General features: G+C 32.3%; 21 protein-coding genes. All 21 read left to right on the top strand.

What is annotated here, in order from left to right; genetic code table 11:
• Nucleotides 1-19: 19 nt before the first annotated feature.
• Nucleotides 20-1,015, top strand: a complete 996-nt coding sequence (gene trpD / locus CA2559_RS06405; protein ID WP_013187039.1) for an anthranilate phosphoribosyltransferase — start codon at nt 20-22, stop codon at nt 1,013-1,015.
• A 2-nt stretch (nt 1,016-1,017) separates the two neighbouring features.
• On the top strand, nt 1,018-1,800 hold the full coding sequence (gene trpC / locus CA2559_RS06400) for an indole-3-glycerol phosphate synthase TrpC (RefSeq protein WP_013187038.1): 783 nt from the start codon (nt 1,018-1,020) through the stop codon (nt 1,798-1,800).
• Between the two features lie 4 nt (nt 1,801-1,804).
• Complete coding sequence (locus tag CA2559_RS06395) at nt 1,805-2,476, top strand: phosphoribosylanthranilate isomerase (protein ID WP_238524727.1); 672 nt, start codon at nt 1,805-1,807, stop codon at nt 2,474-2,476.
• A 57-nt stretch (nt 2,477-2,533) separates the two neighbouring features.
• Nucleotides 2,534-3,727: a tryptophan synthase subunit beta gene (gene trpB / locus CA2559_RS06390; protein WP_013187036.1), complete on the top strand. Its 1,194-nt coding sequence runs from the start codon at nt 2,534-2,536 to the stop codon at nt 3,725-3,727.
• 281 nt (nt 3,728-4,008) lie between these two features.
• The gene (locus tag CA2559_RS06385) at nt 4,009-4,482 is read left to right on the top strand and encodes a hypothetical protein (protein ID WP_158305531.1); all 474 of its coding nucleotides are present in this window, start codon (nt 4,009-4,011) and stop codon (nt 4,480-4,482) included.
• A gap of 189 nt (nt 4,483-4,671) precedes the next feature.
• Nucleotides 4,672-4,887, top strand: a complete 216-nt coding sequence (locus CA2559_RS06380; RefSeq protein WP_013187034.1) for a hypothetical protein — start codon at nt 4,672-4,674, stop codon at nt 4,885-4,887.
• Nucleotides 4,888-5,211: 324 nt separating this feature from the next.
• On the top strand, nt 5,212-5,385 hold the full coding sequence (locus tag CA2559_RS13810) for a hypothetical protein (RefSeq protein WP_158305530.1): 174 nt from the start codon (nt 5,212-5,214) through the stop codon (nt 5,383-5,385).
• 229 nt (nt 5,386-5,614) lie between these two features.
• Nucleotides 5,615-6,046 carry a hypothetical protein gene (locus CA2559_RS06370; RefSeq protein ID WP_013187032.1) on the top strand — a complete coding sequence of 144 codons (432 nt, stop codon included), beginning with the start codon at nt 5,615-5,617 and terminating at the stop codon, nt 6,044-6,046.
• Nucleotide 6,047: 1 nt separating this feature from the next.
• The gene (locus CA2559_RS06365) at nt 6,048-6,392 is read left to right on the top strand and encodes a hypothetical protein (protein ID WP_013187031.1); all 345 of its coding nucleotides are present in this window, start codon (nt 6,048-6,050) and stop codon (nt 6,390-6,392) included.
• A gap of 175 nt (nt 6,393-6,567) precedes the next feature.
• Nucleotides 6,568-7,236 (top strand): tryptophan synthase subunit beta, encoded by a 669-nt coding sequence (locus CA2559_RS06360; protein ID WP_013187030.1) that lies wholly within the window; start codon nt 6,568-6,570, stop codon nt 7,234-7,236.
• Between the two features lie 198 nt (nt 7,237-7,434).
• Nucleotides 7,435-8,097: a hypothetical protein gene (locus tag CA2559_RS06355; protein WP_013187029.1), complete on the top strand. Its 663-nt coding sequence runs from the start codon at nt 7,435-7,437 to the stop codon at nt 8,095-8,097.
• Nucleotides 8,098-8,257: 160 nt separating this feature from the next.
• Nucleotides 8,258-8,743, top strand: a complete 486-nt coding sequence (locus tag CA2559_RS06350) for a hypothetical protein (protein ID WP_013187028.1) — start codon at nt 8,258-8,260, stop codon at nt 8,741-8,743.
• A gap of 206 nt (nt 8,744-8,949) precedes the next feature.
• Entirely contained in the window at nt 8,950-9,612 is a 663-nt protein-coding gene (locus tag CA2559_RS06345; RefSeq protein WP_148232787.1) for a hypothetical protein, read from the top strand.
• A 185-nt stretch (nt 9,613-9,797) separates the two neighbouring features.
• Complete coding sequence (locus CA2559_RS06340; RefSeq protein WP_013187026.1) at nt 9,798-10,529, top strand: SDR family oxidoreductase; 732 nt, start codon at nt 9,798-9,800, stop codon at nt 10,527-10,529.
• A gap of 43 nt (nt 10,530-10,572) precedes the next feature.
• Nucleotides 10,573-11,142, top strand: a complete 570-nt coding sequence (locus CA2559_RS06335; RefSeq protein WP_013187025.1) for a hypothetical protein — start codon at nt 10,573-10,575, stop codon at nt 11,140-11,142.
• 49 nt (nt 11,143-11,191) lie between these two features.
• Complete coding sequence (locus CA2559_RS06330; protein WP_013187024.1) at nt 11,192-11,791, top strand: DUF6624 domain-containing protein; 600 nt, start codon at nt 11,192-11,194, stop codon at nt 11,789-11,791.
• Nucleotides 11,792-11,846: 55 nt separating this feature from the next.
• Nucleotides 11,847-12,503, top strand: a complete 657-nt coding sequence (locus CA2559_RS06325; RefSeq protein ID WP_013187023.1) for a hypothetical protein — start codon at nt 11,847-11,849, stop codon at nt 12,501-12,503.
• A 7-nt stretch (nt 12,504-12,510) separates the two neighbouring features.
• The gene (locus CA2559_RS06320) at nt 12,511-12,894 is read left to right on the top strand and encodes a VOC family protein (protein WP_013187022.1); all 384 of its coding nucleotides are present in this window, start codon (nt 12,511-12,513) and stop codon (nt 12,892-12,894) included.
• Nucleotides 12,895-13,104: 210 nt separating this feature from the next.
• Entirely contained in the window at nt 13,105-13,407 is a 303-nt protein-coding gene (locus tag CA2559_RS06315; RefSeq protein WP_013187021.1) for an ArsR/SmtB family transcription factor, read from the top strand.
• A 327-nt stretch (nt 13,408-13,734) separates the two neighbouring features.
• Nucleotides 13,735-14,337 (top strand): short chain dehydrogenase, encoded by a 603-nt coding sequence (locus tag CA2559_RS06310; protein ID WP_013187019.1) that lies wholly within the window; start codon nt 13,735-13,737, stop codon nt 14,335-14,337.
• Between the two features lie 316 nt (nt 14,338-14,653).
• Nucleotides 14,654-15,031, top strand: a complete 378-nt coding sequence (locus CA2559_RS06305; protein WP_013187018.1) for a DUF2200 domain-containing protein — start codon at nt 14,654-14,656, stop codon at nt 15,029-15,031.
• Nucleotides 15,032-15,125: the final 94 nt, after the last annotated feature.

Here is a 15,125-nt window from a genome sequence, read left to right as displayed (position 1 = left end):
AATTCCTAATAGTAATTAGATGAAACAACTTTTAAACAGACTCATAAACCACGAAACAATTACCAAGCAAGAAGCACGAGATGTGTTGGTAAATATTTCTGAAGGCAAATACAACAGCAGCCAAATTGCATCTTTTCTAACCGTGTATATGATGCGAAGTATAACTGTTGAAGAGCTGGAAGGTTTTCGAGATGCCCTACTCGATTTATGTATAGCTGTAAACTTAAAAGACTATAATCCTATAGACCTTTGTGGTACTGGTGGCGATGGTAAAGACACATTTAACATCTCTACACTATCATCTTTTGTAACGGCTGGCGCTGGTGTTAATGTCACTAAACACGGTAACTACGGAGTTTCATCTTCTTGCGGAAGTAGTAATGTGATGGAACATTTAGGAATAAAATTTAGTAATGACACAGATTTTTTAAAACGCTGTATAGACAAGGCAGGAATTTGTGTATTACACGCACCTTTATTTCATCCAGCGATGAAAGAAGTGGCACCAATACGCAAGGCATTGGCGGTAAAAACATTCTTTAATATGTTAGGACCAATGGTAAATCCTGCATTTCCTAAAAATCAACTTGTGGGTGTATTTAATTTAGAGCTGGCAAGAATGTACGGTTACTTGTACCAAAAAACAGATAAGAATTTCACCATTTTACATGCCTTAGATGGTTATGATGAAATTGCCTTAACAGGTACTACAAAAGCCATAAGAAATGATACAGAGCTTATGCTAAAACCATCAGATTTTGGTGTGCAGCCATTAAAGGCAGAACATATCTCTGGCGGAAACTCTGTAGCAGCATCTGCAAAGATATTTATGGATGTTATTTCAGGACGTGGTACAGAAGCACAAAATAACGTAGTTTGCGCCAACGCAGGAATGGCCATTGCCACTGCAAAACATTTAAACCCCAAACAAGGATTTGAGTTGGCTAAGGAAAGTTTAGAGTCTGGCAAAGGTCTAAATGCTCTAGAAACCTTAATAACACTAAGTAAAAACTAAGTATGAAGACCATTTTAGACGATATAATTGCAAATAAAATATCTGAACTTAATTTAAAAAAGCAAGTTGTTCCTGCTAGCCAGTTTGAGAAAATGGCATTGTTTCACCGCAAGACTGTATCTATAACTAGTGCAATACGAAACGGTTCTGGCATTATTGCAGAGTTTAAAAGACGATCTCCGAGCAAGCCTGCCATAAATATGAATGCTCGCGTACAAAATGTAACCTTAGGCTATCAAGAAGCTGGTGCAAGTGCCATTTCTGTATTAACAGACAATAAATTTTTTGGTGGTTCTTTAGATGATCTTTTGTTAGCAAGAGCAAGTGTGACCATACCTGTACTTCGTAAAGATTTTATTATTGAAGAATACCAAATATTAGAAGCAAAGGCCAATGGCGCAGATGTTATCTTACTTATAGCTGCAGCATTACGAAAGCAAGAACTTAAAAACCTGTCTAAGTTTGCGCAATCTTTAGGATTAGAGGTTCTCTTAGAAGTTCACAATGAAGAAGAGTTAGAAAAATCTCTATTACCATCTGTAAACTTATTAGGTGTAAACAACAGGAACCTAAAAACTTTTGAAACCAATATTAATACCAGCAAAGAACTGTCTAAACGCATTCCTAATGATTTTGTACGTGTTTCTGAAAGCGGTATTAGCTCCCCAAAAACAATTACAGAATTAAAGGCATATGGGTTTGAAGGGTTTTTAATTGGTGAACAGCTTATGAAAACCAATTCGCCTTATGATGATACTAAAACATTTATAGACGCTATTCACTAACACTATGAGTTTGGCCCTAAAAGTTTGCGGAATGCTACACAATACTGCTGAAGTTGCAAGGCTTCAGCCAGACTATTTGGGCTTTATCTTTTATGAAAAATCGCCTAGATATGTATCGCATTCGCATATTGAAAGTTTACTACCAGAGTCCAACAGGATAAAGACAACTAAAAACGTTGGTGTTTTCGTAAATGCTTCAGTAAATTTTATAATTAAACAATGTAAGGCCTTCAACTTAAATGTCATTCAGCTTCATGGCGAAGAATCTGTAGCGTTTATCAATTCGCTCATTGCTGCAATACACTCAGACCACACATTACAACCTTTAAAACTCTGGAAAGTATTCAGCATAAAAGATCATTTTAATTTTGATGTTTTAAAAGATTTTGAAGCTTATGTAGATGCGTTTTTGTTTGATACTAAAGGAAAAGACAAAGGTGGCAACGGTTATACATTTAACTGGTCTGTTTTAAAAGACTACCCAAGCACAACACCAATAATTTTAAGTGGTGGTATTGGTATTGAACATATTGAAGAGTTAAAAGCCCTTTTAAAACTAAAGCTACCCATTACTGCTATTGATGTAAATAGCAAGTTTGAAGATAAACCAGGCTTAAAAAATATAGAATTACTAAGCAGGTTTAAGGAACAACTAAAAAAAGAACAACTAATATAATGGCGTGCAAACGTTTTGCTAATAAGCAGTAGTTTGGCGCCAAGCAACACAATACAAATGACAATAACACAATCTTACCAAGTAAACGAAAAAGGCTATTATGGCGATTTTGGTGGTGCCTATATTCCAGAAATGCTATATCCCAATGTAGAAGAGTTACGCTCTCAATATCTTAAGATTATGGATGATGCCGACTTTAAAGCAGAGTTTAAAAAACTGCTTAAAGATTATGTGGGCAGGCCAACACCTTTATATTTTGCAGAGCGCCTTTCTAAGCATTACAACACAAAGATTTATTTAAAACGTGAAGATTTGTGTCATACAGGAGCTCACAAGGTAAACAATACTATTGGGCAAATCCTTATGGCTAAACGTTTGGGTAAACATAGGATTATTGCAGAAACCGGTGCCGGACAACATGGTGTGGCAACAGCTACCGTTTGTGCACTTATGGGGTTGGAGTGTATTGTATATATGGGCGCTATAGATATTGAGCGCCAAGCACCAAATGTGGCACGTATGAAAATGTTGGGCGCTACGGTAATACCAGCAGAGTCTGGCAGCAAAACCTTAAAAGATGCCACAAATGAAGCCATAAGAGATTGGATTAACAATCCTACAGATACACATTATATTATAGGATCTGTAGTTGGACCACACCCATATCCAGATATGGTGGCACGTTTTCAAAGTGTGATATCTGCAGAAACCAGGTTACAGTTACAGGAAAAAGAAGGTACAGAATTGCCAGATCACGTTGTTGCTTGTGTAGGTGGTGGTAGTAATGCGGCAGGATTATATTATAACTTTTTAGATGAGCCTAGTGTAAATATTATAGCTGTTGAAGCTGCTGGAAAAGGAGTAAATTCTGGAGAAAGCGCCGCAACATCTGCCTTAGGTAAAGAAGGCATTATACACGGAAGCAAAACACTTTTAATGCAAACCGATGATGGGCAAATTACTGAACCCTACTCTATTTCTGCAGGCTTAGATTATCCTGGCGTTGGACCAATGCACGCTCATTTATATAAAAGTGGCCGAGCAGAATTTATTAGCGTTACAGATGAAGCTGCTATGAAAGCAGGTTTGTTTCTTTCTAAAACCGAAGGCATAATACCAGCTATTGAAACCTCTCACGCACTTTCTATTTTTGAAACTAGAGCCTTTAAGCCCGATGAGATTGTTGTGGTAAACTTAAGTGGTCGTGGTGATAAAGACTTAAATACCTATATAGATTATTTTGGCTATTAACACTTACAAACACAATACTTAATAAACACTAGGTTAACCTCATCATTTTGGTGAGGTTTTTTTATGATGCCAAATACCAATTACAAACGACTATTCCCATTTGGAAACATTTATAAGTGTTTGTAAATGGCTTTAAATGGGTATTGTTTTGAAAGCCTTATATTTAATCCTTAAAATGCATAATTGAGTATAGTTACGTATATAAACGAGTTGGCAGTAATTACCAAAAAATGAAAAGAATAACACAGTTTTTTACTAATATCTTTAAGAACGTAGCTTTTATGACTTTATTAGGAGTTGTAATTGGAGGTTTTATCTCTGGATATTTTGCTAACAAATCACAACTAATGATTTTGGACTCTCAAAAACAAGAATTTATATTGAACTATCAAATTGAGAGAAGTAATGAATTAAAAGAGCAATTAGAATTATTTATTGACAACCTGTCGAAAATTATCTCACCAACTGAAAAAGACAAAACTCAATATAAAACAACAATTAAAGCAATGGCTAATTGTTCAATTAAAATGACATTATTAGAAGACCAAGATATTGGAACGAGTAGTCTTGCTTTGACAAACCAAATAAATCAGATTTACAAAGGAGAAAAAGTTGACGATGATGAAATTAAGAAAGTTTTGGAGGAATGGATGGTTTCTGTTAAAGATGGAATGAAAAAAATAGAATATAGGATTGGAAGCTCGGATTTTAAAATGGAATTAATTGAACAATTATTTTTAAAAACGGGCGAATAATAATAAAAACTACTGCCAACACCGTATAAAAATAATTGCTAAATTAGTCCTTAACCAAAGGTCGTTGCGTGTTTGTAACGTCTGATTTTCCTTCGGAAAATCCTCGCATACAAACCCGCAACTATTCTTATACATAAACGTTAGCTGTAATTAAAAAAAAAGTTCCAGAATAAAATAATCTTTAAAACTATGGAGGATTTAAAAACTGAGTATGACAATTTAAAATCTAAATTAATTAGTGTAAAAGATTTAAAAAATATTGAATTGAAGCTAAGGAATAAAGCAAAAACTGAGGGATTAACTCTAACTGGATTTTTTGAGGATTATTTTGACTTAAGTAAAGACTTAATTGAACAAAATCTGAAGTCAGAATGTTTCCACTATTCTATTTCTAAATCCATTTGAGAAGAGTTCAAAGATGATGTAGAATCGTTATTGGAATACAAGCAGTGGTTCTATGATGCTGATGACGAGCTTCTTTTCATAAATGAGAATACACCAGGTTTCATAAAATTCAGATTCTGAATTAAACATTTATAATTTAAGTTTAAACAAATAAATATGGATAAAATAACCGACTACTTACAATTCTATAAAGAAGAATATGGTGCTCGAAAACTAAGAAAAATTGAATCGGAAGTCTATAAATCCAGACGATTCAACGATTTTATCTCTCAATCCTATTCAAGAAATATATTACCGAGTCCGAAAGACTTTTATGGCTGTATTATGAATTCAATTAAATACTCATTTGCAAGTAAATATACACTTATCGCGACAGCATTAATTCTATTATTAAGGTGGAATGATGAAGTAAATATTCATAAGAAATTACGAAATGTAAATGACATTAAAAGCTATGCAGAAGTTCTTATGCAAGAAGGGAATAGTTTAGGCATTTAAACTAATAAAATAACTACAGCTAACAAAGGCTATAAGTAATACGGGCATAATTGCCGAACCGAGAAGAAATCGCTAATTTTCAGAGACCGCCAAAACCTTGTTTTGGCTTATTGGAAAGTAAAAGATAATAACCCGAAAACAAGGTTTCGGCTAAGTGCTAAACCGAACGGAAATTGCCTGTTTGCGCCCGCACTACTCATAGCCACGACCGTTAGCCACAATTAAAAAAATGACCGATAAAGAAAGTTACATTAGATGGCAAAACATTCGAATTACGCAATTTGGATTTGCAAATAATCTAATAATAGGATTGTCAATTGCTCAAATTGGATACATTGTTAATTTTATACAATCAGACAATTTAGTTTTGAACTGTTTACAAAAAAAATTATTTTGGTTTGGAGGTGGTTTAAGTTTAGTTTCAATTGCACTTGGAATATTTGTCGTTTTTAATAGACTTGAGGATTTTAGATTAACAGCAAAAATTGCTAAAAACAGAGAATCGAACATAATCGAATCTTTAGAAACTGATAGAAACAAATCAACGAAACTAGGTAAGAAAAGTTGGAATGCATTTATTTGGCAAACGTCAACTTTTATAATTGGATTTTTACTTTTACTAATTATTATATTAATCGAACTTAAAAGCACAATAACTTAATATGGCTAAAATAGAATTTGGCGAAATCCCACAAGAATTTAGACACGTAGAATACTTATCAGACATAATTTTAAAAATTCAAGAATATACAAGTGATTTTGAGCCATATCTTGACGAACTAAAAATTAATGTAAGTATAGAATTACCACCACATTTGGAAAATCAAATTCTGAATACATTAGATATTAATGAACGAAAAGGAGTTCTTAATGTTGAATTCAGGAGACATAGAGTAAATGAGAGTAATTTTACACCTATTCCTACGTCAACTGACTTTTACAATTCTGTTGTTTTTGCCTTAAATTCAGTAAAAAAGGATTTAATTGAAAATGATGAAAATGAATAAAAACTGTGGCTAACAACGTATAAAATTAATTGCTAGTACAAGCCTATTTACGAAAATCCTCGCGGATTTTCTATTCGGTTTGTATTTGATAAATTAGTTGCTTAAACCACGCAACTAATCTTATACAAAACCGTTGTAAGCCATTTGACCAAACAATAAAGATTTGAATAATTTAATGAAAGAATTTGCTCAATTAATACCCAAAGAGTTACATAATTTATCGGGTTCTGTATTCTATTCTGGAAAAAAAGCTTTTAAAGGAAATAAAGATTTATATATTATTGGACTGAATCCTGGAGGTTCTGAAATACTAAAAAAAGAAGATACAATATTACGTCATACTCAAAAAACTTTGAATCTTGAAAAAGATGAATGGTCTGAATATAAAGACGAAATATGGAGAGGAGAAGCTGGTAAATATGGCTTACAACCAAGAATATTACATCTATTAGAAAAAGTCAATTTATCACCTTACGAAGTTCCAGCTAGTAATGTTTGTTTTGTTAGGTCAACAGTCGAGGCAAAAATTGCAGACAAAGTAGATTACTTTAATAATATTTGTTGGAATTTTCATCAAAATGTAATTGACAAATTAGGAATTAAAGTAATTCTCTGCTTTGGAAATACTTCTGGAAAATTTGTTTGCGACAAATTAAATGCAAATAAATTAGTTGATGAATATATTGAAGACAATAACAGAAGATGGAAATCAAAAGTCTTTAAAAGTAACAAAGGGCTTTACGTTGTAATAGCAACCCATCCAAGTAGAGCTGATTGGACTAATCCAAAATCTGACCCATCTAATTTAGTTGTTAAATATCTGAATAAGGTAAGACTTGAATAAAAAGCGTGTTACAACACCGAATAAAAATAATAGAGCAATTGCAGCAAAACCCAATGGTTCGGGCGCATTTGCAAGGTCGCCAAATTTTTAAATTTGGCTTGTGTTTCATCCGAATGGTTAGCGACTGTTTTCAGCCCTACTATTCTTATACAAATCCGTTGGGGCAATTTAAACCAACTGCCATAAGATAAATACTGAATGAAGAAAATTTTATTAATACTTCCCTTTTTTCTACTGACTATTCTGAGCTGTAAAGCGCAGGATAAAGAACCATCCGATTTTATTCCCAAAGGTTATACTGAATTTAAAAAATATTCTGGAGACCTAAATAAAGATGGATTGGAAGATTATGTTCTGATAATCAAAAAGACTGATTCAGCAAATGTTGTTATGAATCGTTTCGACAAAAAAGTTGACAGAAATAGACGTGGAATTATTGTGTTATTTAAAAACGCAAACGGTTATGAACTTGCTGATAAAAATTTAGAATGTTTCTCATCGGAAAATGAAGATGGTGGAGTCTATTTTGCGCCTGAATTATGGATTGAAATTAAAGACAACAAATTATATATCCATTATGGACACGGCAGGTATGGATATTGGAAGTATACATTCAGATTTCAAAAATCGAATTTTGAACTAATTGGATATGATTCAAGCAGTAATCGTGGACCAGTAACAAACAGAGAAACAAGCATTAACTTCTTGACAAAAAAGAAATTAACCAAAGAGAATACCAATGAAAATGCAGAAGGTGGAGATGAGATATTTAAGGAAAATTGGTATGATATTGAAATAGATAATCTAATTAAACTGTCTGAAATAAAAGACTTTGACGAATTAGATATGTATAATTATTAAATAAAAAACTACCCACAAAAATGGTTATAAGTAATTGCTTGTTCTCGCCTACTTATAAAAATCCTCACAGATTTTATATTCGATTTGTATTTACTAAATTAGGTACTTAAAACACGCCCCTAATCATACACAAAACCGTTAGGTATAAAAACCATATCCAATGAAAATAATATCAAGTTCTGGAAAAGGAAATTTTAAACTAATCAAGAATGATGATGAGGTTTGTGAATTGGTTTATACTAATTGGTTTTTAGAAAAAGCCAAAGCAGTATTAAACGGAAACAACATTGAGATCAAGCCAAAAAATATTTGGACAAGTAAGGTCGATATTTTTAAAAACAAAAGCCAGATTGGAGACATTACCTTTAATCTTAAAGGTCATATGGTTATTAGGCTAGAAAAAGAGAATGGAAAAGAATTTAACTATTTGTTGAAAAATAAAGCGAAATGGAAACTAAGATTTGAGGTTTTTAACGAATCTGAGGCACATCAGTTTTCACTAAATTCAGTAAATAAATGGACGAAATTAAATTATGATTATGATGTTGAAATGGCTGACTACAATTCTGAATTTGAAATTGAGGAACTATTGATTTATTGTGGTTATGCAGCAAACTTATATTTGGCAATAATTAGTGCTGTTTAAAATTAGAAATCACTACACCTAACATGAGTATAAGTGGTTTTTTGTTCCCACATACTTATATGTATTCTCACAGGTTTTCAGATTACTGTGTGTTTGCAAAGTTAGCCGTATTGAAATCAATAAATATACAGGCATCCTAAACAAGTAGTACTTTTAATCACTAATTACGCTTATACTTGACTATTAACAACAAAAAACCAAATCCAATGAAACTTAAATTTAATCAGTGCGCACGATTTCAATTTAATAACTTAATGGTCATTTCAACCATTTTTATGGTTCTTTTAGGCGTTTCTTGTAAGGAAGAAACCAACTCGGCTAAAACCACAGAAAGTGAGTTAATACTAAAAATTAACGCTGTACAGGAACAGGTGATGGCGCAAGGAACTATGACTGAAAAAGAGGAACAGGCTTTATTAAGTTTATGTAGCATCGTATCACAAGAAGATGGTATGGCAATCTATACTTCAGACGATAGTATTATATTGAAAGATGTAGACATTGCACCAGTTTATAATGGTTGTGAAGAACTTTCTATAGAAGACACAAGAGATTGTTTTAACACTAAAATATCAACATTTATTAAGCGTGAGTTTAACTTGAGTGTTTCTAAAGATTTAAATCTTTCAGAACCAAAACAGGTTGAAGCCTTTTTTATAATCAACGAAAATGGAAATTTAACTGGTATGAAAGTGAGAGACTCAGAAGTAACCGTTCAGGCAGAAATCTTAAGAGTGCTTAGAAAAATACCTGTAATGAAACCTGCTATCCATAATGGAGATCCTGTTTCTGTAATATGTTCCATCATAGTAACCTATGGTAATAATATAGATGTAGATGTTGTTTATATTCCCGAAAGACCAGAATAATCTTTAATACTATCAACTAAAAAAAGCCAGCAACCTAATATAAAGAATTGATAGTTCTCGCCTATTACCGATAATCCTTTCAAATATTCTATTGGTTTATATTTATTAAATTAGTTATTTAAATTGTCGACGTATGTCATAAATACAGTTGCGTGTATTTTAAAACATTAATTTAAATAGTTTATATGGAAATTAAAGATAAGGTTGTAGTAATTACAGGTGCCAATGGCGGTATTGGAAGTGCAATAGCTAGAAAACTTGATAAAGAAGGCTGTTTTTTAGTGTTAGCTGCCAGAACTATAGAGTCCCTAACAGATTTAAAGAAAGACTTAAAGACCAATTACCTAGAAATAGAAATGGATGTGGCAAATAGCAAGAGCGTTTCAGACGCCTTTATCACAATTTTAAATACGGTTGAAAGCATAGATGTTCTGGTAAATGTTGCAGGAGTAATGCCTCTTACATACTTAAAAAACCTTCATTTAGAGGAATGGCTCAATACCATTGAGGTTAACGTAAAAGGTATTTTGAGAACACTTCATGGCGCACTACCAAGTATGAAAAAACAAAACAAAGGACATATTGTAAATATTGCCTCTGTTGATGGTAAAGAACTTTATAAAGGTGGTGCAGTTTACGGAGCATCAAAAGCTGCTATTATTGCACTTTCTCGCGCAATGCGTATGGAGCTCTCTCCAGAGTTTAATATCAAGGTAACATCTATCGAGCCTGGAACGGTCGACACAGACCTGAGAAACGATATTACAGATACAGAGCTTTTAAATGACAAGGATTACGGTGGAGATGAGCCTATGTTGCATCCAGAAGATATTGCAAGAGCCGTTTTGTATGTCATTTCAGAGCCAGACCAATCTAATATTAACCAACTAACTATTAAACCTACAGGTAAATCCTAAGGTTAAAATATAGGAATCAGCTAAAGTTTTAAGTGTATTAAGTATGAAAAAAACCATCGTTTTAATAGTGTTAATACTGGGTGTTTTTAGCTGTTCAAGTACCAAAACAAATTCAGATAAAAAAAAAGGAGTAGGTGTAAAACAAAAAACGCAAAATCCAAACACACCTTATATTTATAAAAACGGTTATCTAGATTATAAAATACAACCTAAGCTAACGGTCATTGAAAATGATTCAACTTATATAAATGAATTAAAATTTAACGCAGTTTTTACAGCAATGTACACTAAGAAACTGATGTTTGACAACTTTGGAAAATGGGATAAAGAAATTAGACCAAATAATGAGAGACACCCTATTTTAATTTGGGAAAGAAAGAAGTTATTTGAAAATGATAATACATTATATAGCATTGCTGCAAGTGGTGAGGAAACATGGGAAGAAATCTATGCTTCAGTAATTGTGTATGATAATGAAAATCAGGATTGTCTTTCAGAAACCTACACTAAAAAAGACGCCTTAATAAATTATTTTTCAGACGGTATTAAAAATTTAAAAATAGACAATACATTTTATGATGTGTATTGGGACATGGTAAATGCACCTAGATAATTAGAAAAGCGGTTAACACCATAAGATTTACAAGTTATACCATAGCAGAATGGACTACAGCCAAATAGCCAAAACAATTATTGCACTTAAAAACAACGATCTGGAATTTCGTGAAAAACTAATTAAGCGTGGGCAACTTGGAAAGGGTTACAATAAAGAGATGGCACAAATTCACAATCATAACGCAACTATTTTAAATGAGATAATTGATGAGATTGGCTACCCAACAGAACAGAATGTTGGTAAAGAAGCAAATGATGCAGCTTGGCTGATAATACAACACGCCATAGGACAACCTAACTTTATGAAAAAGTGCGCCAGACTCCTAGTAGTTGCTGAGCGTAAACACAAAATTTCATCAAAAAAATTGGCGTACTTAACAGACCGTATTGCTGTTTTTGAAAATAAGCCACAACGCTACGGCACTCAGTTTGATTGGGACCAAAATGGAGAATTAAGCCCTAATCGTTTTGATGATTTGGAGAAGGTAAACAAAAGACGAAAATCTATAGGCCTTAATAGTATTGAAGAACAAACGGAACTTATAAGGCAACAGGCTAAAAATAACAATGAAGAACCTCCAAAAGACTTTAAAAAACGAAAGCAAGAAATTGAAACTTGGAAGAGAACCGTTGGCTGGATAACTTAAATACCTTTAGACAACTACGTATAACTGGTAGTATCAAACTCAAAATTCAGAACTTTTGAATCATAGATTTTTTAATAAAACAAAAATTGAGCAACAAAGTATTTTAACCCTAATAGCCATTCGCGCACTTACAATTATAGCGGTATCTATTATTATAGCAGTCTACACAGGTATATACCTTATAGGCATAGTAACGTTTGCAATAACCTTGTCTATAATTGCACCGTTCTTTGATATGCCATCACTAAAAAGTAGTGGTAAGATTGTTTATTATTCGCCATTATTCTTAGCCGAAAAACCAAAGAACAATCTTACCAAAATTCACGGAGGTACTTTATTCGATTATTATTTTGTTATTGACAGATCTTTAAACGGAAAACAAAGAACAGATTTTATTATCCAACAGTATTTAAGTGGCCTTTTAGCTTTTATTGAAAAACACAAAACTAATAAGCAAATGAAAGTTAGAGGAACTAGCTACATTATAAATAAGCGAACAGCAGAAAAAATTGGCTTTAAGGTTGTTGAAACTAATATGCTTCAAAAAATAATATTAATCTATAATTATTTTAATGTAATGGTTTCAAATTCAATAGCAAAAAACAAATTGGCATTCCCAAAATTGAGCAATACAAAGACTTTTGAAGCAGATATTGGGCAACTGCTAGCAAAAAGAGACTACATAAAGACCTTAAGCAACACATTAAAATAATTAACAAATGATAAATTTCACTTTTAACCACATTGCACTTTCAGTAAGAGATGTAGATGAGTCTGTTGCATTTTACCAAAAGGTTTTTCATTTTAAAGAAATAGAAAACACCGCTTCTAACTCTAAAACAAGATGGTTAACAATTGGTAATGGGAAACAGCTTCACTTAATACCGCGTCCAGATTTTGAAATAAAAATTAATAAAGCTGTACATTTTGCGTTTTCAACAGCGGATTTTGATGCTTTTATTAAATACTTAGAGGATATAAACATCACCTATTCAGATTGGAATGATATACCAAACAAAGTGTATATTCGACAAGATGGTATTAAGCAGATTTATTTTCAAGACCCAAACGGGTATTGGCTCGAAGTAAATAATGACTGTTAGTTAAGTGGGTTAGCATTGATACAACATAAGTTTTAGATGTGACTAGCGAAACAATATGACTTATGGCAAATTTTAAACGCATAAAAATGATAGACACAAAAATATATAGTAATCAATCGGTATTACTTCTAAAAAAATATGCGTAAATAAAATTAAACAAAAAAGCATTAATCATTTTTATATATCGAGAATTATAGATATATTTGTATTATGAATTTAAGGATCGCAACAGAAATTGGCAAATGCTTATCTAATAAAATTAGATTTCAAATACTGGAGTGGTTAAAAGAGCCAGAAAAGCATTTTCCTCCACATGAAACATTAAAGCATTTTAATGATGGTGTTTGTGTTACTTACATTCAAGAAAAAACTGGTCTGTCACAATCAACCATTTCAACATACCTTACAAATATGGAAAAATGTGGCCTTCTCATTTCTACAAGACATGGCAAGTGGTCCTATTTAAAAAGAAATGAAGCAACAATTAAAGCGTTTACAGAATATTTGACATAAAAAAAATTTAATATATCATATCGATATATTGCAATATAACAAAGTATGAGATTGCTTATAGATATTTTAGGATGGTCTGGCTCGGGATTAATTATTCTCGCATATGGCCTTACACTCTTGGAAAATAAAAAGTATTTAACCTTCGGTAAATACTTAAATCTTCTGGGTGGCCTTTTAATTGCAATAAACTGTTATTACTACAATGCAATACCTCCTTTTGTAACTAATTTACTTTGGAGCGTTATTGCAACGTTAACTATATACAAATCAAGGCATAAAAAAAAGTATTGTAATAAAAATCAATGTTTAACTTAATAAAAAATAACTATGAAAATTTTAATTATAGGAGGTAATGGTACAATTGGCAAACCTGTTGTTGCTCATTTTAAAGAACAAAATGAGGTATTAATTGCTGGTAGAAGTAGTGGTGATATTACTGTAGATATTGCAAACAGCAATTCCATTTCAAAAATGTTCCAAAAAATTGGAAATGTAGATGCTATAATCTGTATAGCTGGAGAAGCCAAATGGGCTAATTTTAATGAGCTTGAAGAGGAAGACTACCACATAGGTTTAAACAGTAAACTCATGGGACAAGTTAACCTTGTTCGTATAGGACAGAATTACCTAAATACAGGTGGCTCTATTACATTGTCAACAGGTATTTTGGCAGATGATCCTGTTGTAAAAACAACTAGTGCCGCAATGGTAAATGGTGGCATACACAGTTTTGTAATGGCAGTTGCCCTCGAAATTGAAAACAACATTAGAGTTAATGTTGTGTCTTCTGGAATGGTAGAGGATGCATATGAAAAATACAGAGACTATTTTCCAGGACACAACCCAATACCTATGAAAAAGGTGATTAATGGATATGTAAGAAGTGTGAACGGAAAAGGTAACGGTGAAATAATAAGAATTTATGACTAAGTTAAGTATATGATATATTAACAAAGTATCCTTAGATTTCTTTCAGGACAATCGTATTCCCTAATCAGAATTTAACAAGAATCATCTGCTCTTAAAATCTGTAGGTTCAGTTTTATTTTTACTGGTTTTAATGATATTCTAATTGTGTTAGGCATCGCTGTTTGGTAACATTATTTAAAGAGTTTTATCTCAAATATAGAAAGGTGAAGTATCAAAAATAACATCTTACTTATGTATTTGATAAGCTTTTATTAAATTACAGCTCTAACAACTGTCTAACACATTAGTGTATTATTAGCGTTTAAAACATAAAAAAATGAAGGTCACTACAGAAAAAAATGAGAAAGTTGCCAATATGGTATTTGCCAACATTTATCCTCTTTACCTCAACAGGTTAGAAAAAAATGGTAGAACAAAAGAAGAGTTTCATAAAGTTTTAACTTGGTTTACTGGATATACCGAAGATGAATTACAAACCCTTATAGACCAAAAAGCGACATACAGAACACTCTTTGAAAACGCTAAAATACATCCAAACGCTCACTTAATTAAAGGCGTTGTTTGTGGCTACCGTATTGAAACCATAGAAGATGAGTTTGAAATATACAAACAATGTAGACGTATGGAAAAGCTAATTGATGAATTGGCAAAAGGCCGTAAAATGGAAAAAATATTACGCGATGAGAAAAAATAGAGTTCTCTTATAATGTGAGTATTTTAAATTCCTAACGGATTTCATATTCAGATTAATTTCTTAATTTAGAGGCACTAATCACTGTATTACATTT

The organism is Croceibacter atlanticus HTCC2559 (genome assembly GCF_000196315.1).
In the GTDB taxonomy this organism is placed as follows: domain Bacteria; phylum Bacteroidota; class Bacteroidia; order Flavobacteriales; family Flavobacteriaceae; genus Croceibacter; species Croceibacter atlanticus.
Note: the sequence above shows the minus strand (reverse complement) of the source record. Positions and strands in the feature narration are given on the sequence as shown.

Bases quoted from the DNA above. Each gene is read 5' to 3' on its own strand.
- trpD (WP_013187039.1), top strand. From the start codon at position 20: ATGAAACAACTTTTAAACAGACTCATAAACCACGAAACAATTACCAAG.
- trpC (WP_013187038.1), top strand. From the start codon at position 1,018: ATGAAGACCATTTTAGACGATATAATTGCAAATAAAATATCTGAACTT.
- CA2559_RS06395 (WP_238524727.1), top strand. From the start codon at position 1,805: ATGAGTTTGGCCCTAAAAGTTTGCGGAATGCTACACAATACTGCTGAA.
- trpB (WP_013187036.1), top strand. From the start codon at position 2,534: ATGACAATAACACAATCTTACCAAGTAAACGAAAAAGGCTATTATGGC.
- CA2559_RS06385 (WP_158305531.1), top strand. From the start codon at position 4,009: ATGACTTTATTAGGAGTTGTAATTGGAGGTTTTATCTCTGGATATTTT.
- CA2559_RS06380 (WP_013187034.1), top strand. From the start codon at position 4,672: ATGGAGGATTTAAAAACTGAGTATGACAATTTAAAATCTAAATTAATT.
- CA2559_RS13810 (WP_158305530.1), top strand. From the start codon at position 5,212: ATGAATTCAATTAAATACTCATTTGCAAGTAAATATACACTTATCGCG.
- CA2559_RS06370 (WP_013187032.1), top strand. From the start codon at position 5,615: ATGACCGATAAAGAAAGTTACATTAGATGGCAAAACATTCGAATTACG.
- CA2559_RS06365 (WP_013187031.1), top strand. From the start codon at position 6,048: ATGGCTAAAATAGAATTTGGCGAAATCCCACAAGAATTTAGACACGTA.
- CA2559_RS06360 (WP_013187030.1), top strand. From the start codon at position 6,568: ATGAAAGAATTTGCTCAATTAATACCCAAAGAGTTACATAATTTATCG.
- CA2559_RS06355 (WP_013187029.1), top strand. From the start codon at position 7,435: ATGAAGAAAATTTTATTAATACTTCCCTTTTTTCTACTGACTATTCTG.
- CA2559_RS06350 (WP_013187028.1), top strand. From the start codon at position 8,258: ATGAAAATAATATCAAGTTCTGGAAAAGGAAATTTTAAACTAATCAAG.
- CA2559_RS06345 (WP_148232787.1), top strand. From the start codon at position 8,950: ATGAAACTTAAATTTAATCAGTGCGCACGATTTCAATTTAATAACTTA.
- CA2559_RS06340 (WP_013187026.1), top strand. From the start codon at position 9,798: ATGGAAATTAAAGATAAGGTTGTAGTAATTACAGGTGCCAATGGCGGT.
- CA2559_RS06335 (WP_013187025.1), top strand. From the start codon at position 10,573: ATGAAAAAAACCATCGTTTTAATAGTGTTAATACTGGGTGTTTTTAGC.
- CA2559_RS06330 (WP_013187024.1), top strand. From the start codon at position 11,192: ATGGACTACAGCCAAATAGCCAAAACAATTATTGCACTTAAAAACAAC.
- CA2559_RS06320 (WP_013187022.1), top strand. From the start codon at position 12,511: ATGATAAATTTCACTTTTAACCACATTGCACTTTCAGTAAGAGATGTA.
- CA2559_RS06315 (WP_013187021.1), top strand. From the start codon at position 13,105: ATGAATTTAAGGATCGCAACAGAAATTGGCAAATGCTTATCTAATAAA.
- CA2559_RS06310 (WP_013187019.1), top strand. From the start codon at position 13,735: ATGAAAATTTTAATTATAGGAGGTAATGGTACAATTGGCAAACCTGTT.
- CA2559_RS06305 (WP_013187018.1), top strand. From the start codon at position 14,654: ATGAAGGTCACTACAGAAAAAAATGAGAAAGTTGCCAATATGGTATTT.